The sequence below is a fragment of the Aquimarina sp. TRL1 genome (assembly GCF_013365535.1).
Classification (GTDB): Bacteria; Bacteroidota; Bacteroidia; order Flavobacteriales; family Flavobacteriaceae; genus Aquimarina; species Aquimarina hainanensis.
In genome coordinates this window covers 3,737,602-3,758,596 of sequence record NZ_CP053590.1, presented here as the reverse complement: position 1 = coordinate 3,758,596, position 20,995 = coordinate 3,737,602, and the positions used below count along the sequence as shown (strand labels likewise).

The window sequence follows — 20,995 nt, the reverse complement described above, 5'->3', positions numbered from 1 at the left end:
TATTATCCCTGTTAATATGATATTAATTTGTTTTAAAAAGAGTAAATTTGCGGCAAATTAAACAATTCAAACATCGAGGTATGATTCATTTCTTCGGAAACTCAAAAGAAAAAGTATTTGCTGTTCAATCGGCTTCGGAAATCACTCCTGAAAATAGTACAAAATTGACCTGGTTATTTGGGAACCAGCCAAAAATATCTGCAGCGTCTATTGACGCTTTTTTTGTTGGTCCCCGTGCAGCAATGATAACTCCCTGGAGTACAAATGCTGTAGAAATAACTCAGAATATGGGAATTGATGGAATTATACGAATTGAAGAATTTCAGGCTGTAGAAAAAGATTTTGAAGACTATGATCCGATGTTGTCTCAGAAGTACAGTAACCTACATCAGGATATCTATACGATCGATATCTCACCAGAAGCAATTTTAGAAATTGATGATATTGCTGCGTATAATACACAGGAAGGGTTAGCACTAAGTGATGAAGAAATAGAATACCTGGAAGATGTCGCTAAAAAAATAGGTCGAAAATTAACCGACTCAGAAGTCTTCGGGTTTTCTCAGGTAAACTCAGAACATTGTAGACATAAAATATTCAACGGTACTTTTATTATTGATGGAGACGAAAAACCGACTTCTTTATTCAAACTGATAAAAAAGACATCTGAAACAAATCCTAATGATATTGTATCAGCTTATAAGGATAATGTAGCTTTTATAAAAGGACCCAGAGTTACTCAGTTTGCTCCAAAAAGTGCTGATAAACCTGATTATTACGAAGAAAAAGAGTTTGATAGTGTTATTTCTTTAAAAGCCGAAACACATAATTTTCCGACCACCGTAGAACCATTTAATGGGGCTGCAACTGGTTCTGGAGGAGAAATCAGGGACCGTTTAGCCGGAGGAAAAGGATCTTTACCACTAGCAGGAACTGCTGTATATATGACCTCCTATTCCCGATTAGAAGAAAACCGCCCATGGGAGCAAGCTGTAGAAGAAAGAAAATGGCTATATCAGACCCCTATGGATATTCTTATCAAAGCCTCTAATGGAGCTTCTGATTTTGGAAATAAATTCGGACAGCCCCTCATTACAGGATCTGTATTGACATTTGAGCATGAAGAGGATGCCCGCAAACTAGGATTTGATAAAGTAATCATGCAAGCGGGAGGTATCGGATATGGGAAAGCAGAACAAGCCATAAAAGAAGCACCAGAATCCGGAGATAAGATTGTAATACTCGGAGGAGAAAACTACCGTATCGGAATGGGAGGTGCCGCCGTATCCTCAGCAGATACCGGAGAGTTTAGTACTGGAATCGAATTAAACGCTATCCAGCGATCTAATCCGGAAATGCAGAAAAGAGCCGCAAATGCTATCCGAGGAATGGTAGAAAGTGATGTTAATCAAATTGTCTCCATACACGATCACGGAGCCGGAGGACACTTAAATTGTTTATCCGAACTCGTAGAAGAAACCGGAGGTAAAATTGATTTGGATAAACTGCCTGTCGGAGATCCTACACTCTCTGCAAAAGAGATCATCGGAAATGAATCTCAAGAACGTATGGGGCTGGTCATTGGTCAAAAAGATATAGATACCCTACAACGAATTGCTGACAGAGAACGCTCTCCAATGTATCAGGTAGGAGATGTAACCGGGGATCACAGATTTACATTCGAATCAGCTACAAAAGGAGACAAACCAATGGATCTGGAGCTAGATGATATGTTTGGTAGTTCTCCTAAAACCATTATGAAAGACAAAACAGTCGCTTATAACTATAAAGACATTACCTATACTAATGAGAACTTCCAGCACTATCTAGAGCAAGTTCTACAATTAGAAGCTGTCGCTTGTAAAGATTGGTTAACTAATAAAGTAGACCGTTGTGTTGGTGGAAAAGTAGCCAAACAACAATGTGTAGGACCTCTACAAATCCCTTTAAATAACTGTGGGGTAATGGCTTTGGATTACAACAGCCAAGAAGGGATTGCAACCAGTATTGGGCACTCTCCTATCTCAGGGCTTATCAATCCAAAAGCTGGAAGCAAAAACTCTATAGCAGAAGCACTGACCAATATTGTCTGGGCGCCTCTAAAAGATGGGTTACAATCTGTTTCCTTATCAGCGAACTGGATGTGGCCTTGTAAAAACGAAGGAGAGGATGCCAGACTATATGAAGCTGTAAAAGCAATTTCTGATTTTGCCATAGAACTGGGAATCAATGTTCCTACAGGAAAAGACTCCTTGTCGATGAAACAAAAATACCCGAATGAAGAAGTTATTTCTCCGGGAACTGTTATCATTTCAGCTGCTGCAAATTGTAATGATATCAATAAAGTAGTTGAACCTGTATTACAAAAAGATCAGGGAGCTATTTATTATATCAACTTATCTCAGGAATCTCATAAACTAGGAGGATCTTCTTTTGCACAAGTATTAAATAAAATTGGATCGGAAGCTCCTGGTATACAAGATGCTGCTTTTTTCAAGAATACCTTTAATACAATACAAGAATTAATAAAAGATGACAAAATTGTAGCAGGACATGATGTTGCTTCAGGAGGGTTAATCACTACATTATTAGAACTTTGTTTTGCAAATGTTAACATAGGAGCAACATTAGATTTATCAACACTTGAGGAAAAAGATACTACGAAACTTTTATTTGCTGAAAATGCAGGAATTGTTTTCCAAAGTGCTGCAGGAGAAAATATAGAAACTGTTCTTCAGAAAAAAGGCATTACATTCCATAAAATAGGAAATGTTACCTCTGAGGCATCCTTAGTCATTAAAAATCAAAAAGATGCACTCAATCTGGATATTGTCTCTCTTCGTCAAATCTGGTATAAAACCTCTCTCCTATTGGACAGAAAGCAAACTGCTAATGGGTTAGCTGAAGATCGTTTTAACAATTATTACCAACAGCCATTACAATTCGATTTCCCTGTTAGTTTTACAGGAAAAAAACCCGTAATTGCCACCAGTAAGAAAAGACCAAAAGCCGCCATTATCAGAGAAAAAGGAAGTAACTCTGAAAGAGAAATGGCCAATGCGATGTACTTAGCTGGCTTCGATGTAAAGGACGTACATATGACAGATCTTATTTCAGGAAGAGAAACTCTGGAAGACATTCAATTCATTGGAGCTGTTGGAGGATTCTCGAATAGTGATGTTCTTGGCTCTGCAAAGGGATGGGCAGGTGCTTTCTTGTATAACGAAAAAGCAAAAACAGCCTTAGATAACTTTTTCAAAAGAGAAGATACCTTATCTGTAGGAATATGTAACGGGTGTCAGCTCTTTGTAGAATTAGGATTGATCAATCCTGATCATGAAGAAAAACCGAAAATGCTTCATAATGATTCCAAAAAGCACGAAAGTGCCTTTACCTCTGTTAAGGTGCAAGAAAACAATTCTGTGATGCTATCCTCTCTGGCAGGAAGTACCCTGGGAGTATGGATATCTCACGGAGAAGGAAAGTTTCATTTCCCATTAGAAGAAAACCAATATAACATCGTTGCTAAATATGGATACGAAGGATATCCATCAAACCCTAATGGTTCTGATTACAATACAGCTATGCTAACAGATACCAGTGGGCGACATCTGGTAATGATGCCTCATATAGAACGATCAATTTTCCAGTGGAATTGGGCAAATTACCCAAAAAACAGAAAAGACGAAGTGTCTCCATGGCTCGAAGCATTTGTAAATGCCAAAGTGTGGATTGAGAAAAAGCAAGAGGAATAAACTGAGCTACAGAGGAATAAAAATAAGCTTTAAAATTATAGGATTTTCTCTGATTTTTCAGATTAAAAAATTCGAAACAAAATCGGCAATTAACCAAAGGAGTTATTAAAAAATAGCTCCTTTTTTTATATATTAGATTGTTTTTTTAAGATTTATTTATATTTTGCGAAACTATGCACGCATAATACTTTAAAACAAATTATGACTAAGATTACCAGATTATTCGATTTTCCGCATTACCAATTAGCAAAATACAACCTAAAGGAAGCTTTAGTTACAAAGTATAATGATAAATGGGTTGCTACCTCTACCCAAGAATATATAGAAAAAGCAAATCAAATAAGCAGAGGTTTATTGCGCTTAGGAGTAAAACCAAATGACAAGATTGCTATTATCTCTACTAATAACCGAACCGAATGGAATATTGTTGATATCGGTATTTTACAGATAGGAGCGCAAGATGTTCCCATTTACCCTACCATTTCTCAGGAAGATTATGAATACGTATTAAATCATTCAGAATCCAAATACTGTTTTGTTTCTGATAAAGAAGTATTCGACAAAGTAAACAATATCAAAAAGAATGTCCCCTCACTACAGGAAGTATATTCATTTACAGAAATTGAAGGTTGCTCCAATTGGGATACAGTATTAGAGCTTGGTAAAGACGATAGCAACCAGGGAGAAGTAGACGCACTTATGGCAGCCGTAAAAGAAGATGATATTGCTACCATTATATACACTTCTGGTACTACCGGAAGACCTAAAGGTGTACTATTGAGCCATAAAAACATTGTCAGTAATGCCTTAAACAGCTCCTGTAGATTTCCTATCACTGAAGGACAAGCTAAATCATTAAGTTTTCTACCTGTATGTCATATTTATGAACGCATGTTATTGTACTTATATCAATACCGTGGGGTTTCTATTTATTTTGCTGAATCTATAGAAACAATTAGTGATAACCTGAAAGAGGTACAACCAGATGTAATGACGGCAGTTCCCCGTCTTTTGGAAAAAGTCTATGATAAAATTATAGCGAAAGGAACGGATCTCACCGGAGTTAAAAAAGCTTTGTTTTTCTGGGCGGTAAACCTGGGATTACAATACAAACCTTATAAGGCTAACGGATGGTTATATGAGAAAAAGCTAGGTCTTGCTAGAAAATTGATTTTCAGTAAATGGCAAGAAGCACTTGGTGGTAACTTAAAAATCATTGCTTCTGGTAGTGCTGCATTACAACCCAGATTAGCACGTGTATTCAATGCAGCAGGTATTGCAGTAATGGAAGGATACGGGCTGACAGAAACCTCTCCGGTTATCTCTGTAAATGACCTGAGAGATAATGGATTCAAAATAGGAACCGTAGGAAAGTTAATTCCCGAAACTGAAGTTAAAATTGCAGAAGACGGAGAAATCCTGATAAAAGGACCTCAGGTAATGCAGGGATATTACAAAGACCCGGAAAAGACAAATGAAGTCTTAAAAAATGGATATTTCCATACCGGAGATATCGGAGAAGTAGATAGTGAAGGATTCCTTAGAATCACCGATCGAAAAAAGGAAATGTTCAAAACATCCGGAGGAAAATACGTTGCTCCACAAGTTATAGAAAACATGATGAAACAATCGCGTTTTATAGAGCAGGTTATGGTGATCGGAGAAGGAGAAAAAATGCCGGCAGCTTTTATTCAACCAAACTTTGAATTTCTAGAAGATTGGGCAGAACGAAAAGGACTTGATATCGGAAATTCTAAAGAAGATTTTATTACAAACCAAACTGTTATTGATCGTTATCAGGAAGAAGTAGATCACTATAATGAAAAATTTGGAAAATGGGAACGAATTAAAAGATTCGAATTAACCCCTGAAGAATGGAGTATCGATGCAGGACACCTCACTCCTACTATGAAATTAAAAAGGCGTGTCATAAAGGAAAAGTACAAGGCGTTGTACATCAAGATCTATGGTGACAATACTATCTAGTCACGAACAATATCTAGTTTATTTTTAACTATAATTTAACAAACTCCCTAATAATCAGGGAGTTTTTTTATTAAATTAGTAGTATTCACCCAATATTTTTTATTTTTCTCTTATTTTAAAAGAAATTTATTATGCATGCATAATAAATTTTAGTATATTTACCCTATAATAAAGTTATTGAATGAGAGAAAAAACAATTGACTATGTACTTCGTGCAACTTGGATGTCTGTAGCTAAAATGTATAACGAAGAAGCCAGCAAAAAAGGAAGTACAATGGCCACTGGGTTTGCATTAATCAGTATTGACCCGGAAAATGGGACTCCTTCCACCTCATTAGGTCCAAAAATGGGCATGGAAGCTACCAGTCTATCAAGAACGCTTAAAACCATGGAAGAAAAAGGGCTGATCTACCGAAAAAAAAACCCACAAGATGGTCGTGGCGTATTGATCTACCTCACTCAATTTGGTTTGGAAATGAGAGAGTTTTCCAAAGAAGTAGTTTTTGCTTTTGACAACGCTGTAAAAGAACATATAGCCCCAGAAAAATTAGAAATATTCTTGGAAGTTTTTCAATCAATTAATGATTTGATCGCTTCTAAAAAAATATACACAAAATAAAAATCGTAACATAGTAACAACTCGTAGTTAGAAATGAAAAGAACTATAAAAAAAGTAGCAGTTATCGGTTCAGGGATTATGGGATCGGGAATTGCCTGTCATTTTGCTAATATCGGAGTAGAAGTCTTATTGCTAGACATTGTACCCCGAGAATTAAATGAAAAAGAAAAGAGCAAAGGATTGTCTTTATCTGATAAAGTAGTCCGTAATCGATTAGTTAATGATGCACTTACAGCTTCATTAAAATCGAAACCCTCCCCTATTTATCACAAAAAATTTGCCAGTCGAATTACTACTGGTAATTTAGAAGACGATATCGCAAAAGTAGGAGACGTTGACTGGATTATAGAAGTAGTTGTTGAACGATTAGATATAAAAAAACAGGTTTTTGAGACCTTAGAGAAACACAGAAAGCCCGGAACCCTCATTACATCGAACACTTCAGGGATTCCTATTAAATTTATGAGTGAAGGAAGAAGCGACGACTTCCAAAAACACTTTTGTGGTACTCACTTCTTTAACCCTCCTAGATACCTGAAGCTTTTCGAAATTATTCCAGGACCTCAAACCTCAGAAGAAGTACTTTCATTTCTTAATGGATATGGAGAACAATATCTGGGAAAAACCTCAGTTGTCGCAAAAGACACGCCTGCATTTATAGGGAACAGAATTGGAATTTTCAGTATTATGAGTTTATTCCATATGGTTAAGGATATGGGACTAACCATAGAAGAAGTTGATAAATTAACCGGTCCTGTTATTGGTCGTCCAAAATCGGCTACATTTAGAACTGTAGATGTTGTAGGACTTGATACATTAGTACATGTTGCCAATGGTATTGCAGAAAACTGTCCCGATGATGAACGCCATACTCTATTTTCTCTTCCTGGTTTTATAGGAACTATGATGGAAAACAAATGGCTAGGAAGCAAAACAAAGCAAGGTTTCTATAAGAAAAGTGTAACAGAAGACGGAAAAAAAGAAATCCTTTCTCTCGACCTGGACACCTTGGAATATCGCAGCAAAAAAAGAGCCTCATTTGCTACGCTAGAGTTGACAAAAACTATTGATGCTGTTATAGATAGATTCAAAGTACTGGTTACCGGAAAAGACAAAGCAGGAGAGTTTTACAGAAAAACCTTTGCTGCACTTTTTGCATATGTATCCAATAGAATTCCTGAGATTACAGATGAGCTTTATAAGATAGATGACGCTATGAAAGCTGGATTTGGATGGGAACACGGACCATTTCAGATATGGGATGCTATCGGAGTAGAAAAAGGGTTAGACATCATGAAAGCAGAAGGATATGAAGCTGCCGGATGGATTAATGATATGATTACTTCTGGAAATACTTCTTTTTATTCCGTAAAAGAAGGAGCTACTTATTTCTATGACATCCCATCTAAAAAACAGACAAAAGTTCCTGGTCAAGATGCCTTTATCATACTTGATAATATTCGAGAATCTTCTGCTGTATTCAAAAATAGCGGAGTTGTTGTTGAAGATCTGGGAGATGGAATTCTCAATGTGGAGTTCCAGAGTAAAATGAACTCTATAGGAGGAGACGTTCTTGCCGGATTAAACAAAGCAATTGATATTGCTGAGAAAGATTTTCAAGGGTTAGTAGTAGGAAATCAGGGAGCGAATTTCTCCGTCGGAGCCAATATCGCCATGATATTTATGATGGCTGTAGAACAAGAGTACGATGAGTTAAATATGGCCGTAAAATACTTTCAGGATAGCTGCATGAGACTTAGGTATTCTTCAATTCCAACCATTGTTGCTCCTCATGGAATGACTCTCGGAGGCGGATGTGAAATGACGTTACATGCTGATAAAGTAGTTGCGGCGGCAGAAAGTTATATCGGATTGGTAGAATTCGGTGTAGGAGTTATCCCGGGAGGAGGAGGATCTAAAGAAATGGCCTTAAGAGCCGCTGATACTTTCCAGAAAAACGATGTAGAACTAAACCGCCTTCAGGAGCACTTCCTGACTATAGGAATGGCAAAAGTTTCTACCTCTGCATATGAGGCATATGATACGAATATCCTCCAACATGGGAAAGATATCGTCGTGGTCAATAAAAACCGACAGATTGCTACCGCTAAAGCATATGCCAAACTAATGGCTGAGCAGGGATATACACAGCCCGTACGAAGAAAAGATGTAAAAGTATTAGGTAAACAAGCCCTGGGAATGTTCCTTGTAGGAACTGATTCTATGGAGGCAGGAAAATACATATCAGAACACGATAAAAAGATCGCGAATAAACTTGCGTATGTGATGGCTGGAGGAGATCTGTCAGAAGCATCCCTGGTATCCGAACAATATTTATTAGACCTGGAGCGAGAAGCTTTCTTATCGCTAACGACAGAGCGTAAAACCTTAGAACGTATTGAGCATATGCTTAAGAAAGGAAAGCCGCTACGTAACTAATAAACTTTGTTTTTTTAACAACCTCTAAAATCTATTTTCAAAAATGAAAACAGCATATATAGTAAAAGCATATAGAACAGCAGTAGGGAAAGCCCCCAGAGGAGTCTTTAGATTCAAAAGACCAGATGAATTAGCTGCTGAAACTATCGAACATATGATGAAAGAATTACCAAATCTGGACAAAACCAGAATTGATGATGTCATCGTCGGAAATGCTATGCCAGAAGCAGAGCAAGGACTGAATGTCGCCCGATTAATATCACTTATGGGGCTAAAAGTAGAAGATGTTCCTGGAGTAACCGTCAACAGATACTGTGCTTCCGGGATTGAGACTATTGGAATGGCTACCGCAAAAATTCAATCAGGAATGGCAGATTGTATCATTGCCGGAGGTGCAGAAAGCATGTCTTATATTCCAATGGGAGGATATAAACCGACACCTGATTATTCGGTAGCAGCTGCCGGAAATGAAGATTACTACTGGGGTATGGGACTTACCGCAGAAGCTGTCGCAAATCAGTTCAAGGTTTCAAGAGAAGATCAGGATGAATTTGCCTACAATTCTCACATGAAAGCCTTAAAAGCCCAGGCAGAAGATCGTTTTAAAGATCAAATTGTCCCCATTACCGTAGATCAGGTATATGTTGATGAGAATGGTAAAAAGGTATCAAAATCGTATACGGTAACCAAAGACGAAGGACCCCGAGCAGGAACCAGTACAGAAGTGCTTGCCAAACTAAGACCTGTATTTGCTGCTGGAGGTAGTGTTACCGCCGGAAACTCTTCTCAGATGAGTGATGGAGCTGCTTTCGTATTAGTAATGAGCGAAGAGATGGTAAAAGAACTTAATATAGAACCAATTGCCAGGCTTGTCAATTATGCAGCTGCCGGAGTAGAACCCAGAATTATGGGGATAGGTCCTGTAAAAGCGATCCCTAAAGTATTAAAGCAGGCCGGATTACAACAAAACGATGTAGACCTGATAGAATTGAATGAAGCTTTTGCTTCTCAATCACTCGCTGTTATGAGGGAGTTAGACCTCAATCAGGAAATTGTCAATGTTAATGGAGGAGCCATCGCATTAGGACACCCACTTGGTTGTACAGGTGCAAAGTTATCTGTTCAGTTATTTGATGAAATGAGAAAAAGAAACATGCAAGGAAAGTACGGAATGGTTACTATGTGTGTAGGAACAGGTCAGGGAGCGGCTGGAGTATATGAGTTTTTGAACTAAAACAACCTCAGTCAGCCAATAATTCTATTTACAACACTTAATAGATTCTCAGGAATCTATACTAAAAAAATTAAATACCATGAGTACAACAAAAAAAGATATTCTAAGAGGAGGGCAATTCCTTGTAAAAGAAACAAATTGCGAAGACGTATTTACGCCTGAAGATTTTTCTGAAGAGCAACGAATGATGCGTGACAGTGCCAAAGAGTTTGTAGACAGAGAACTATGGGCACACTGGGAGCGTTTTGAGAAAAAAGACTACGCTTTTACTGAAGAGTGTATGCGAAAAGCCGGAGAACTAGGACTCCTTGGAGTTGCTGTTCCTGAAGCTTACGGAGGTCTAGGAATGGGATTTGTTTCAACCATGCTGGTCTGCGATTATATATCTGGTGCTACAGGATCTTTTAGTACCGCATTTGGCGCCCATACAGGTATTGGGACCATGCCAATTACTTTATATGGAAATGAAGAACAAAAAAGCAAATATGTTCCAAAATTAGCCAGTGGAGAATGGTTTGGAGCTTACTGTCTGACAGAACCGGGAGCAGGATCTGATGCCAACTCCGGAAAAACAAAGGCTGTACTTTCTGATGATGGATCTCACTATCTTATTTCTGGTCAAAAAATGTGGATCTCCAATGCAGGGTTTTGCAATCTGTTTATTGTATTTGCCAGAATAGAAGATGATAAAAATATCACCGGCTTTATTGTAGAAAATGATCCTTCTAATGGAATCTCTCTCGGAGATGAAGAAAAGAAACTGGGAATACACTCCTCCTCTACCCGACAAGTATTTTTTAGCAATACAAAAGTCCCGGTAGAAAACATGCTTTCAGAAAGAGGAAATGGTTTTAAAATTGCCATGAATGCCCTGAATGTAGGACGTATAAAACTAGCCGCTGCATGTCTTGATGCCCAACGAAGAATTATTGATGAGGCAACTAAATATGCCAACGAACGAATTCAATTCAAAACTCCAATCATGAATTTCGGTGCTATTAAGGCAAAAATTGCAGAAATGGCGACCAACGCATACGCTGATGAATCTGCATGCTATAGAGCTGCCAAAAATATCGAAGATCGTATTGCTATCAGACAAGAAGAAGGAAACTCTCATCAGGAAGCTGAATTAAAAGGAGTAGAAGAATACGCTATTGAATGTTCAATTCTCAAAGTAGCTGTATCCGAAGACGTACAAAACTGTACAGATGAAGGGATTCAGATTTTTGGAGGAATGGGGTTCTCTGCAGATACCCCTATGGAGTCTGCCTGGAGAGATGCCCGTATCTCTAGAATATATGAAGGAACTAATGAAATCAACAGAATGCTCTCTATCGGGATGCTTATAAAAAAAGCAATGAAAGGTCATGTAGATCTTTTAAATCCTGCCATGAAAGTAGCCGATGAACTAACAGGAATTCCTTCTTTTGACACCCCTGACTACAGTGCTCTTTTCTCTATGGAAAAAGAATTGATCGGGAAACTAAAGAAAGTATTCTTAATGGTTGCAGGAGCTGCAATTCAGAAATACGGTCCGCAACTAGAAGAACACCAACAGCTTCTTTTAGCAGCTTCTGATATTTTGATTGAAATATACATGGCAGAATCTACTATTTTGAGAACAGAGAAAAATGCCAAACGAAATGGAGAAGATTCTCAAAAGGTACAAATTGCCATGGCACAGTTATACCTTTATAATGCAGTAGATACGATTACTCAAAAAGCCAAAGAAGGCATCGTATCTTTTGCTGAAGGAGACGAGCAACGTATGATGCTAATGGGATTAAAACGCTTTACCAAATACCCTACACATCCTAACATTGTCGAATTACGAAAATGTATTGCAGATAGTGTAGCAAAGGAAAATGGATACCACTTTTCATAGCAGATAATCAGTTATAAAAAGCTTTTAATTCTAAATTTCGAAAGCGATCATTACTTTAATTATAAAAGTAAAGATCGCTTTTTTATTTTTGTACTACAGAAACCTTCTATTTATGCTAAAAAAAACAGCACTTATTCTCATTATTGCCAGCCTTTTTGCCTGTAAAGAAAGAACCACTCATACTACTTTTTCCCTTATTGCTCAATCAGACCAGGAAACCTACAAAAAAGTTGATCATCAACTCAGGGATATAAAAAAAGCAATTATTGCCCCGGATATAGACGGATCAAAAAATGATCCTATCTGGAACAATACCCAATGGTATGCTATTGATCAAAAATGGTCAGGAGCAGCGTATTCCTTCTCTGATTTTTTTGCCCGGTATAAAATGAGTTGGACCTCGGAAGCATTATACCTTTTGGTGGAGATCAAAGATGATACCCTCATCAATAAACACACCTATACTCCAGAGGGAAACGATTATATACAACTATTTATTGATCAGGATAATTCTGGGGGAAAATTCCCTGAACAACATAATATTTTTAATTATACCATTACCCCTGACGGCAATGTAATCGGTTTTGATCCTAAAGGGGCACTTCTTTTCTACAATCATCATGTACAATCCCAGAAAAACTCCTTTAATGATGTAACTACCTGGGAATTTAAGATTACCATATATGATCAATCTTATAAAGAAAACGGTGTCAATGATCAGGTCATATTGCAAAAAGATCAAAAATTAGGTTTTATGATCGCATATAACGATGTAGACACCTCATCGGACACTTCCAAAATTGGCTCTGTCTTTATTTATGAAGAAGAATACCAATCCTTAAAAAACAACGCAAACACCTTTGGAACTCTTGTATTAAAGGAATAACTCATTATTACCCCTATTAATAGATAGTAAGTACCTGTCAATTTATTTTATTAGGGAAGGTGGGGCTTTTTTGCATATCAATTCCCCATGATCTCTTTATGTATTTTACACATGATTTAGTATAAACTTATCTGTGACCTGTGTATTCATATGGTCTATATACAATAGAAGAAATTAATTAACGTCCTAACCTATCTTTTAATCTTGTCATTGCTTTTGTCATTTGCCCTTCTACTGTTTTTACGGAGATATTTAGTTGCTCTGCTACCTCTTTATACCTCAGTCCCTGAAATTTAGCCAACACGAAAACATGCTTACATTTTGGAGGGAGATTTTCTATTTCCGCATGTACATCTTTTATCCGTTTCTGAATGTATTCATCATCTTCTTCTATAAAGACATCCAACGCTTCCATTTTTGTTTGATCGATAAAGCTTAATTCATTCCTTCTTTTTTTATATGAATCAACAAATTCATAATAACACGACTTATATAAATAACTTTTTAAAGAAGTTTTTACCTTAAGTTTTTTCCTGTTTTTCCAGACACTCAACATCACATTCTGAACAATGTCTTCTGCCTGTGCCCGCTCTTTTGTATACCCTAGCACATACAAACATAACTCATTGTAATACAGATCATAAATATGCCTATACACAAACTCATTTCCTTTTTTTAATTCTTCTATTTGGGTATTATTTTCTATGAGTAGTATGTTTTTTTAATAGCTAAAATTTAACGCTAGATTAACAAAAAGTCACGGCAAATTTAAATAAATATTAAAATTTTTAACTAAAAAATAAGGGTATTGAAAAAATTAACAGTCTTAGCTATAAATATAGACAATTATTAACAATGGAAAAAGGGAAAGATTTAGAAATAAATCAAATAATAAAATACCTCAACGGAGAATTATCTGAGGAGGAGACAGCCCTGTTTAATACCTGGTTAAAAGAAAAAGAAAATCGAGAATTATTTAAACAATATGCCGTTACTGATCACTATGTTCAATTAGGGAAAAATGATTTTGATAAAGACAAAGCTTTTTCCAACTTCATACAAAAGAAAAATAACACCCGAGGGTTTATTTCCAGACTTGGTCAGTACACCAAATATGCTGCTGCGATTGTTGGAATTGCTTTTTGCACAACCTTCTTTACTGATAAAACAGAATTAAAGCTTGAAGATATTACTACAGAAATAAGCTTAGAGCTTAGCGATGGTAGTGTCAGTATGATCAAAGTCGAAGATACTTTTAAAGAAATCAAAGACGAAAATGGAATGACGGTAAGTGTACAAAAAGGAAGCAAACTTACCTACCAGCAGCAAAATGAACTAGAGGAAGTGATTATTAACACATTAAGAGTTCCTAAAGGCAGAAAACTACAAATTGAATTATCAGATGGAACCATTGTACATATCAATGCCGGATCGACATTGACATTCCCTTCTAGTTTTATAGCTGGTACTACCAGAAAAGTATCTCTGGAAGGAGAAGCTTATTTTAAGGTTGCCAAAAATCCTGAAGATGCATTCATTGTAGCTACTAACGGAATTAATACAGAAGTATTCGGTACGGAATTTAATGTTTCTTCATATGCGAATGATTCTTTTTCTGAAGTGGTATTAATAGAAGGAAGTGTTGGTGTGTTTAAAGACAAAGAGCGTTTTGATCAACATACAGATAAACGACTTTCTCCTAATCAAAAAGCAAGGATTAGTAGTGTTGGAAAAAAGATCAAAATCAGCCAAGTAGATGTTAGCCAATATATTGCATGGATTGATAATATCCTACTATTCAAAAATGAAAGTTTCGAAAATATCATGAAAAAACTGGAACGTTCGTATGATGTAGAGATCACTATCAATAATGAAACTATTAAAAAGGAAAAATTCACAGGGCAATTTGATACAGAAAGTATTGAAAATGTTTTAAATACTTTTAGAAGTAACACCCTGTTTAGCTACGAAATAAAGGAAAACCAGATAATAATTAACCCATAAAAAAACAAAAAAAGAAAGGATGCATGAAAAAAAATTGACATAAAAGAAAAAAATCGAGAAATGCTGCAACATTCCTCGATTTAGAAAAATTGTAATTTAATAACGGTTCAAAATCATTAAATCATATTAAAAATATGAAAAAAAATAGACAGAATTACACTAGAAGTGTAATTAAATCTAAACTCAGTTTAAAAATGAGGCTAACAGTACTACTCCTGTTTGTGTCGCTTTTAAGAATAAATGCCAGCTCTTATTCGCAAAACACCCGAATAAGCATGGATATCAACAATATAAGTGTTGAAAAAGTTTTTGACTTAATTAAGAAAAAAACAGAATTCAAAATTTTTTATAAAAATTCTGAAGTAAATCTTAAAAGAAAAATCACCTTAAAAGCCAGAAAGCAAAAAATAGGATATATTTTAGACAAAGCGCTAAAAAACACGAATATTTCTTATAAAATAGTAGATAAACAAATCGTACTATTCAAAAGCAATATTAATGATAGAGAAATACAAAATCGATTAAAAGAAATTCAAGATCTAATCGAGATCAAAGGGCAGGTAGTTGATAAAAACGGCTCCCCTATCCCAGGTACCACTGTAAGTATCGAAGGAACTTCAAAAGGGGTAGTTACTGATTTTGACGGGATGTTTGTAATAAAAGTAAACAAAGCCAATGTGTTAGTTATAGAAAACCTTGGTTTTGAAACCCAGAAGATTACAATCACCAATCAAAAGAAGTTAAAAGTTGTTTTAAAAGAATCTGTAGAGGCACTTGATGAAGTAATCATTACAGATGGTTATAAAAAAATCGACCGTCGCTTATTTACCGGAGCAGCCACTCGTTTAAAATTAGAAGATGTAAAAATAGACGGAGTGTCTGATGCTTCTAGAATGCTAGAAGGAAAAGATGCCGGAGTTGTGGTAGATAACGTTTCTGGTTCTTTTGGAGCTTCTCCAAGAATTCGAATTCGTGGTAATACTTCTATTAATGGTAATAACAATCCTATTTGGGTAGTCGATGGAGTAATCCTGGAAGACAATGTAGAACTAAGTCAGGATGATCTTTCTTCAGGAGATATCAATTCTCTTATCGGATCCTCTAGTGCTGGGATCAACCCGGATGATATTGAATCTTTCTCCATTCTAAAAGATGCTTCTGCTACCGCTTTGTACGGAGCCAGAGCTAAAAACGGGGTAATTGTAATTACCACTAAAAATGGTAAAAAAGGACAGATGAGAATCAACTACAACAGTAGTTTCTCTCATAGATTACGTCCTCGATATAACAACTTTAATGTACTAAACTCTCAGCAGGAATTATCTGTATATGCAGAACTGGTTAATAAAGGATTAATCGATCTAACCACTGCTCAGCGTGCTGAATCTTATGGAGTAATTGGGAAGTACTATAACCTGAGAGCTACGAATGAAGCCCCTGTTGGTCCTAACGGAGAATTAGACAATGATTATTTCAGAAGGTATCAAACAGCAAACACCGATTGGTTTAAAACATTATTTAATGACCTTTCTATACAACAAAATCACTCTTTAAACATTTCTGGAGGTAGTGATGATGCTGTATACTTCTTTTCTTTAAGTTACTTAAATGATGAAGGGCAGACGATCGGAGATGAGGTACAACGCTATACCGCCCGACTAAATACTAAATTTAATCTATCAGATAAACTTACATTAGGAACCTCTATTGTAGGAAGCATCAGAGATCAGAGAGCTCCGGGAACAAATGACAGAGAATTAAATTCTGTTACAGGAGAATTCGAAAGGGAATTTGACATCAACCCATTTAGCTTTTCTCTGACTAATAGTAGAAGTGTAACCCCTTATGACGCAAATGGAAATCTGGAATTCTTCAGAAAGAACTATGCACCGTTCAATATCATCCACGAACTAAGAAATAACTTCATTGATATTGATGTTACGGATATTACATTCCAGACCGATTTGAACTATCAGATAAAAGACAATCTTTCATTTAGTTCCACTTTTAACTATAGAAAGGCAATTACACAACGGGAGCATATAATTGGGGATAATTCGAATCAGGCAGAGGCTTATCGAGCAGATGACGGTGTCTTAATCAATATCAACCCGTTTTTATACCAAGATCAGGATAATCCCAGAAGACCTCGATATTCTATATTACCAGAAGGTGGATTAAATATTTATAACGAAGATATACTTGATTATGCATACCTTAGAAATGCTATTACCTGGAATCCAAAATTAAATGACAATAATATTTTCTCATTCTTATTAGGGCAAGAGGTTAAATCTACCACCAGACAAAGTAGAGAATATACAGGTTTTGGTATCTCATATGATAATGGATATATTGTAAATACCAATCCAGATGCTATTGACCAATTAACAGATAGCAGAGATCAATACTTTGGCATTAGAAATTTTAGAGATCGTTTCACTGGTTTCTTCTTCAATGCAGGATACAGCTTAAAGAACAAATATACCTTAAACGGAACGTTACGATATGATGGATCTAACTTACAAGGATCCAGTAGCAAAGCACGCTATTTAACCAACTATAACATTAGTGGAGCATGGAATATTCATAAAGAGGATTTCTTGTATGCGGATTGGATAAACAATCTTAAGTTAAAAGCTACGTATGGACTATCAGGAGGAAGAGGACCATTAACCAGTGCCTCTTTGGATCTAAGAGCTCGTGTACCATTGCGCCCACAAGACGTAGAAAGTGTAATAGGAATCAGATCCCTAGAGAACAATGATTTGACCTTTGAAAAACTAAAAGAATTTAGTACTGGTCTTGAATTTGGGTTCTTTAATAACCGAATCGCTGGTGAAATCGGATACTACAAACGTAATTCTTTTGACCTTATAGGGCTGATCAAGACCAGTGGAGTCGGAGGAGAAGCCTTTAAAACAGGAAACTATGCAGATTTAAAAGTTGATGGGTATGAATTTGCACTGTCAACGGTAAATATTAAAACGCCTAAATTCTCATGGACTACTAATTTTAATGTAGGATATAATACAGAAAAAATTACAGAACTTCGTTTTAATCCTAGGTTAGTAGATTTAATAACTTCGACAGGAGCTCCTTTTACAGGAAGAGAAATTTCTGCCCTATATTCTACCAGATTTGCCGGGTTAAATGAATTTGGAATCCCAACATTCTTTGACGCTGATAATAATCGGGTAACCAATATCAACTTACAGGATAGAGAAGATATCGAGAAAATATTAAAATATGAAGGACCAACACAACCAAGAGGAGCAGGTGGATTAACCAATACCTTTACCTTTGGAGACTTTACATTAGCTGCTAATATTTCTTTTAAATTTGATTATAAGATCAGATTGAACAGTAATTTTGACTCTAGATACACTGATTTTAACTCTTTACCTCAAGAATTAATCAACAGATGGTCACTTCCTGGCGATGAAAATACCACAAACATTCCTGCTATTCTTGATAGAAGGATTACCAGAGATATTTTAAGAAATGACAACGCATATCACCTGTATAATAACAGTGATATCAGAGTTGCTGACGGTACATATGCCAGAATGCGATCGATTGCACTAGGATATACTGTTCCTAAAAGTTATGCTCAGAAGCTAGGACTATCATCTGCGAAAGTACGTGTACAAGGAGAAAACTTATTCTTATTGTATTCTGATGATAAGCTACAAGGACAGGATCCTGAATTCTTTAATACAGGAGGTGCTGCACTACCATTAGCTAAGACGATTACAGTATCTCTAAATGTTGGATTCTAAAAAGAAAAATTATGAAAAAACATACAATATATTCATATATACTCCCTCTCTTTCTTTCTATCGCTTTTGTTAGTTGTGATAGTTATTTGGAAGAGTCTCCAGATGATCGTCTGGAATTAAACACCCTAGACAAAGCTGCCAAGGTAGTAGCAGATTCATACTCAGTAGCAAGCTTTCTCTTTACTGAAACATATACAGACCTTGCTGGTCCTACCGGAAATCCAGATGGAAATGGTATTGTACAAGATACCGGAGGAAATATAATAACAAATCAGGACCGACAATTATACAAATGGGAAGAAGTTAATGATATCTTTCAGGAAACCCCAACTTATTACTGGGATCGATCTTATGCTGCTATTGCTCAGACAAATGAAGTATTAGCAATTATTGACAACCTAGATGGAGAACAAGACAAAAAAAATGCAATTAAAGGAGAAGCTTTATTATCCAGAGCATACCATCATTTTATGTTAGTTAATATTTTTGGTTTACATTATGATCAAAATGCAGCTACAAATCTTGGGGTACCTTATATTACATCTCCTGAGACTGAATTTTTACCTTCCTATACCCGTAATACCGTAAAAGAAGTATATGATTTAGTAGAAAAAGATTTATTGGAAGGATTATCTTTAATCAACGATAAATTCTTTATCGGAACTAAAAAATATCACTTTACCAAAAAAGCGGCATTAGCATTTGCTTCCAGATTTTATTTATGGAAAAAAGATTATGCGAATTGCAAAAAATACAGCGATTTATTTTTTGATGGATCACCAGCTACTTATATCAAAGATTATACTCAAATAACAGGTGCTAACTTTCAGGAAACTGCTAATAAACATGAAGATCCTGCAGACCCTAGTAACCTATTGGTTATACAAAAGTTTAGCTTCTACACCAGAGTTAATCAAGGATTCAGATTAACTAATAATCAACTTTCTGAGGTGTATCAGAATCAATTGGGAATAGATGATATTAGAGATGATTTATCTGGAACTATAGGATCTAATGGAGTATACCTTCCTAGGGTTTGGCAATATACCTTTAGAGAAAACTTAAGCTCCAATACTTTTCAAGCATATCATATCGAAGTAGTATTAAAAGGAGAAGAAGTCTTATTTAACAGAGCGGAAGCGAATTTATTTTTAGGAAATCAGGATGCTGCCTTATCTGATATTAATATAATCGCAGAAAATAGATATAGAGGGCAAACCTATACCGATATAGCTGCCATTACCAGTTATTATGACGCTACTGATGAAACAGAAGGGATGTTACGCCTTATTTTGGATGAACGAAAAAAAGAATTTTGGTTCCATGGATTACGATGGTTCGATATAAAAAGGCATAACATACCTGTTACCCATATTCTTCCTGTTAGTGAAGGAGGGGAAACAGTAGAATTACCTGCCAATGACCCTAGAAGAGCCGTGCAAATACCAAGAGATGCTATCTCTTTTGGATTAACACCTAATCCTCGATAAAATATTGCTAATTATGAAAACACATATTATGTCATTACAAAAAATAGTATTTTTCGTTCTTTGTGTTACTGCCATTCTGGGATGTACACGAGAAGAAACAATACAACCTGTAGACCTGTTTGAAGAAATAGAATCTACGGACCCTTTAGATGTTTACTTAAAAGAAGAGTTCAGAGACCCATACGGTTCTGTAATCATTTATAAGTTTATAGACCGATATATCGATCAGCGATATAAGGCTGTCCCACCTAAAAAAGAAGTCGTTAAACCTATTGCCGAATTGATTAAACAAGCCTGGATAGAGCCTTATAATCAAGCCTCTGATCAGGGAGAAGCTTTTCTTAAAAAGTTTTTTCCAGGAGAAATTGTAATTCTGGGATCTCCCCTTTTTAATGGAGATGGAACAATTGTATTAGGAACAGCTGATTCCGGTGTACGAGTAACCCTTACTCAGGCTAATAATTACGCTCCTGGAAACAATGCCTGGATAATACAAACATTTCATACGCTCCACCATGAGTTTGCACATATTATTGATCAGAATTTTAACTTCGACATAGAAGCCTTTTATCAAATTTCTGGAGATGATTATACCTCTAATGGTACTTGGTTCTCTATAACAGAAAATGAAGCTATTACTCGTGGAATGGTTACTCCATACGGAACATCAGCTGTAGGAGAAGATTTTGCAGAATTAATTGCTACGATTATTACTACTACCCCAGAAGAGTTTGATGAGAAATACATTACTCCCGAAAATTGTACAGGACAAGGGCAGGATTGTCTGGATAGAAACAAAGGAAGAGAGCGAATCAAACAAAAGTATGATGTCGTAGTAAAATATATGAATGAAGATGTTGGAATCGATCTTATAAAGCTAAGAGACGAATTTTTGAAAAGTATTAACTAGTGAAA

12 protein-coding genes are annotated in these 20,995 nt (G+C 36.1%); 11 read left to right on the top strand and 1 reads right to left on the bottom strand.

What is annotated here, in order from left to right; all coding sequences use genetic code 11:
* Positions 1 to 56: 56 nt before the first annotated feature.
* The 7 genes from purL to HN014_RS15420 all read left to right on the top strand — a co-directional run bounded on the left by purL (position 57) and on the right by HN014_RS15420 (position 12,804).
* Entirely contained in the window at positions 57 to 3,755 is a 3,699-nt protein-coding gene (purL, locus tag HN014_RS15450) for a phosphoribosylformylglycinamidine synthase (RefSeq protein ID WP_303246397.1), read from the top strand.
* 201 nt (positions 3,756 to 3,956) lie between these two features.
* Complete coding sequence (locus HN014_RS15445; protein WP_176029750.1) at positions 3,957 to 5,741, top strand: long-chain fatty acid--CoA ligase; 1,785 nt, start codon at positions 3,957 to 3,959, stop codon at positions 5,739 to 5,741.
* 181 nt (positions 5,742 to 5,922) lie between these two features.
* Positions 5,923 to 6,360, top strand: a complete 438-nt coding sequence (locus tag HN014_RS15440; protein WP_176029749.1) for a MarR family winged helix-turn-helix transcriptional regulator — start codon at positions 5,923 to 5,925, stop codon at positions 6,358 to 6,360.
* 33 nt (positions 6,361 to 6,393) lie between these two features.
* Positions 6,394 to 8,799, top strand: a complete 2,406-nt coding sequence (locus HN014_RS15435; RefSeq protein WP_176029748.1) for a 3-hydroxyacyl-CoA dehydrogenase/enoyl-CoA hydratase family protein — start codon at positions 6,394 to 6,396, stop codon at positions 8,797 to 8,799.
* Positions 8,800 to 8,842: 43 nt separating this feature from the next.
* Entirely contained in the window at positions 8,843 to 10,033 is a 1,191-nt protein-coding gene (locus HN014_RS15430) for an acetyl-CoA C-acyltransferase (RefSeq protein WP_176029747.1), read from the top strand.
* Between the two features lie 79 nt (positions 10,034 to 10,112).
* Positions 10,113 to 11,918 (top strand): acyl-CoA dehydrogenase family protein, encoded by a 1,806-nt coding sequence (locus tag HN014_RS15425; protein WP_176029746.1) that lies wholly within the window; start codon positions 10,113 to 10,115, stop codon positions 11,916 to 11,918.
* Positions 11,919 to 12,030: 112 nt separating this feature from the next.
* Positions 12,031 to 12,804 carry a sugar-binding protein gene (locus HN014_RS15420; protein WP_176029745.1) on the top strand — a complete coding sequence of 258 codons (774 nt, stop codon included), beginning with the start codon at positions 12,031 to 12,033 and terminating at the stop codon, positions 12,802 to 12,804.
* Between the two features lie 178 nt (positions 12,805 to 12,982).
* Here the strand turns inward: HN014_RS15420 and HN014_RS15415 are convergent, their stop codons facing one another.
* The gene (locus HN014_RS15415) at positions 12,983 to 13,462 is read right to left on the bottom strand and encodes an RNA polymerase sigma factor (RefSeq protein WP_176029744.1); all 480 of its coding nucleotides are present in this window, start codon (positions 13,460 to 13,462) and stop codon (positions 12,983 to 12,985) included.
* 197 nt (positions 13,463 to 13,659) lie between these two features.
* On the opposite strand from HN014_RS15415, the gene HN014_RS15410 reads away from it, so the two are divergent.
* The 4 genes from HN014_RS15410 (at position 13,660) to HN014_RS15395 (ending at position 20,990) form a co-directional block, all read left to right on the top strand.
* Positions 13,660 to 14,808 carry a FecR family protein gene (locus tag HN014_RS15410; protein WP_176029743.1) on the top strand — a complete coding sequence of 383 codons (1,149 nt, stop codon included), beginning with the start codon at positions 13,660 to 13,662 and terminating at the stop codon, positions 14,806 to 14,808.
* A 194-nt stretch (positions 14,809 to 15,002) separates the two neighbouring features.
* Positions 15,003 to 18,590, top strand: a complete 3,588-nt coding sequence (locus HN014_RS15405; protein WP_217704338.1) for a SusC/RagA family TonB-linked outer membrane protein — start codon at positions 15,003 to 15,005, stop codon at positions 18,588 to 18,590.
* 11 nt (positions 18,591 to 18,601) lie between these two features.
* Positions 18,602 to 20,080, top strand: a complete 1,479-nt coding sequence (locus HN014_RS15400; protein WP_176029741.1) for a RagB/SusD family nutrient uptake outer membrane protein — start codon at positions 18,602 to 18,604, stop codon at positions 20,078 to 20,080.
* A gap of 13 nt (positions 20,081 to 20,093) precedes the next feature.
* A complete protein-coding gene (locus HN014_RS15395) occupies positions 20,094 to 20,990 on the top strand; it encodes a substrate import-associated zinc metallohydrolase lipoprotein (protein ID WP_176029740.1) in 897 nt (298 codons plus the stop codon).
* Positions 20,991 to 20,995 lie beyond the last annotated feature (5 nt).

What these genes read in the sequence shown, in the direction of transcription:
- HN014_RS15445 (WP_176029750.1), top strand. Translation starts at nt 3,957, where the DNA reads ATGACTAAGATTACCAGATTATTCGATTTTCCGCATTACCAATTAGCA.
- HN014_RS15440 (WP_176029749.1), top strand. Translation starts at nt 5,923, where the DNA reads ATGAGAGAAAAAACAATTGACTATGTACTTCGTGCAACTTGGATGTCT.
- HN014_RS15435 (WP_176029748.1), top strand. Translation starts at nt 6,394, where the DNA reads ATGAAAAGAACTATAAAAAAAGTAGCAGTTATCGGTTCAGGGATTATG.
- HN014_RS15430 (WP_176029747.1), top strand. Translation starts at nt 8,843, where the DNA reads ATGAAAACAGCATATATAGTAAAAGCATATAGAACAGCAGTAGGGAAA.
- HN014_RS15425 (WP_176029746.1), top strand. Translation starts at nt 10,113, where the DNA reads ATGAGTACAACAAAAAAAGATATTCTAAGAGGAGGGCAATTCCTTGTA.
- HN014_RS15420 (WP_176029745.1), top strand. Translation starts at nt 12,031, where the DNA reads ATGCTAAAAAAAACAGCACTTATTCTCATTATTGCCAGCCTTTTTGCC.
- HN014_RS15410 (WP_176029743.1), top strand. Translation starts at nt 13,660, where the DNA reads ATGGAAAAAGGGAAAGATTTAGAAATAAATCAAATAATAAAATACCTC.
- HN014_RS15405 (WP_217704338.1), top strand. Translation starts at nt 15,003, where the DNA reads ATGAGGCTAACAGTACTACTCCTGTTTGTGTCGCTTTTAAGAATAAAT.
- HN014_RS15400 (WP_176029741.1), top strand. Translation starts at nt 18,602, where the DNA reads ATGAAAAAACATACAATATATTCATATATACTCCCTCTCTTTCTTTCT.
- HN014_RS15395 (WP_176029740.1), top strand. Translation starts at nt 20,094, where the DNA reads ATGAAAACACATATTATGTCATTACAAAAAATAGTATTTTTCGTTCTT.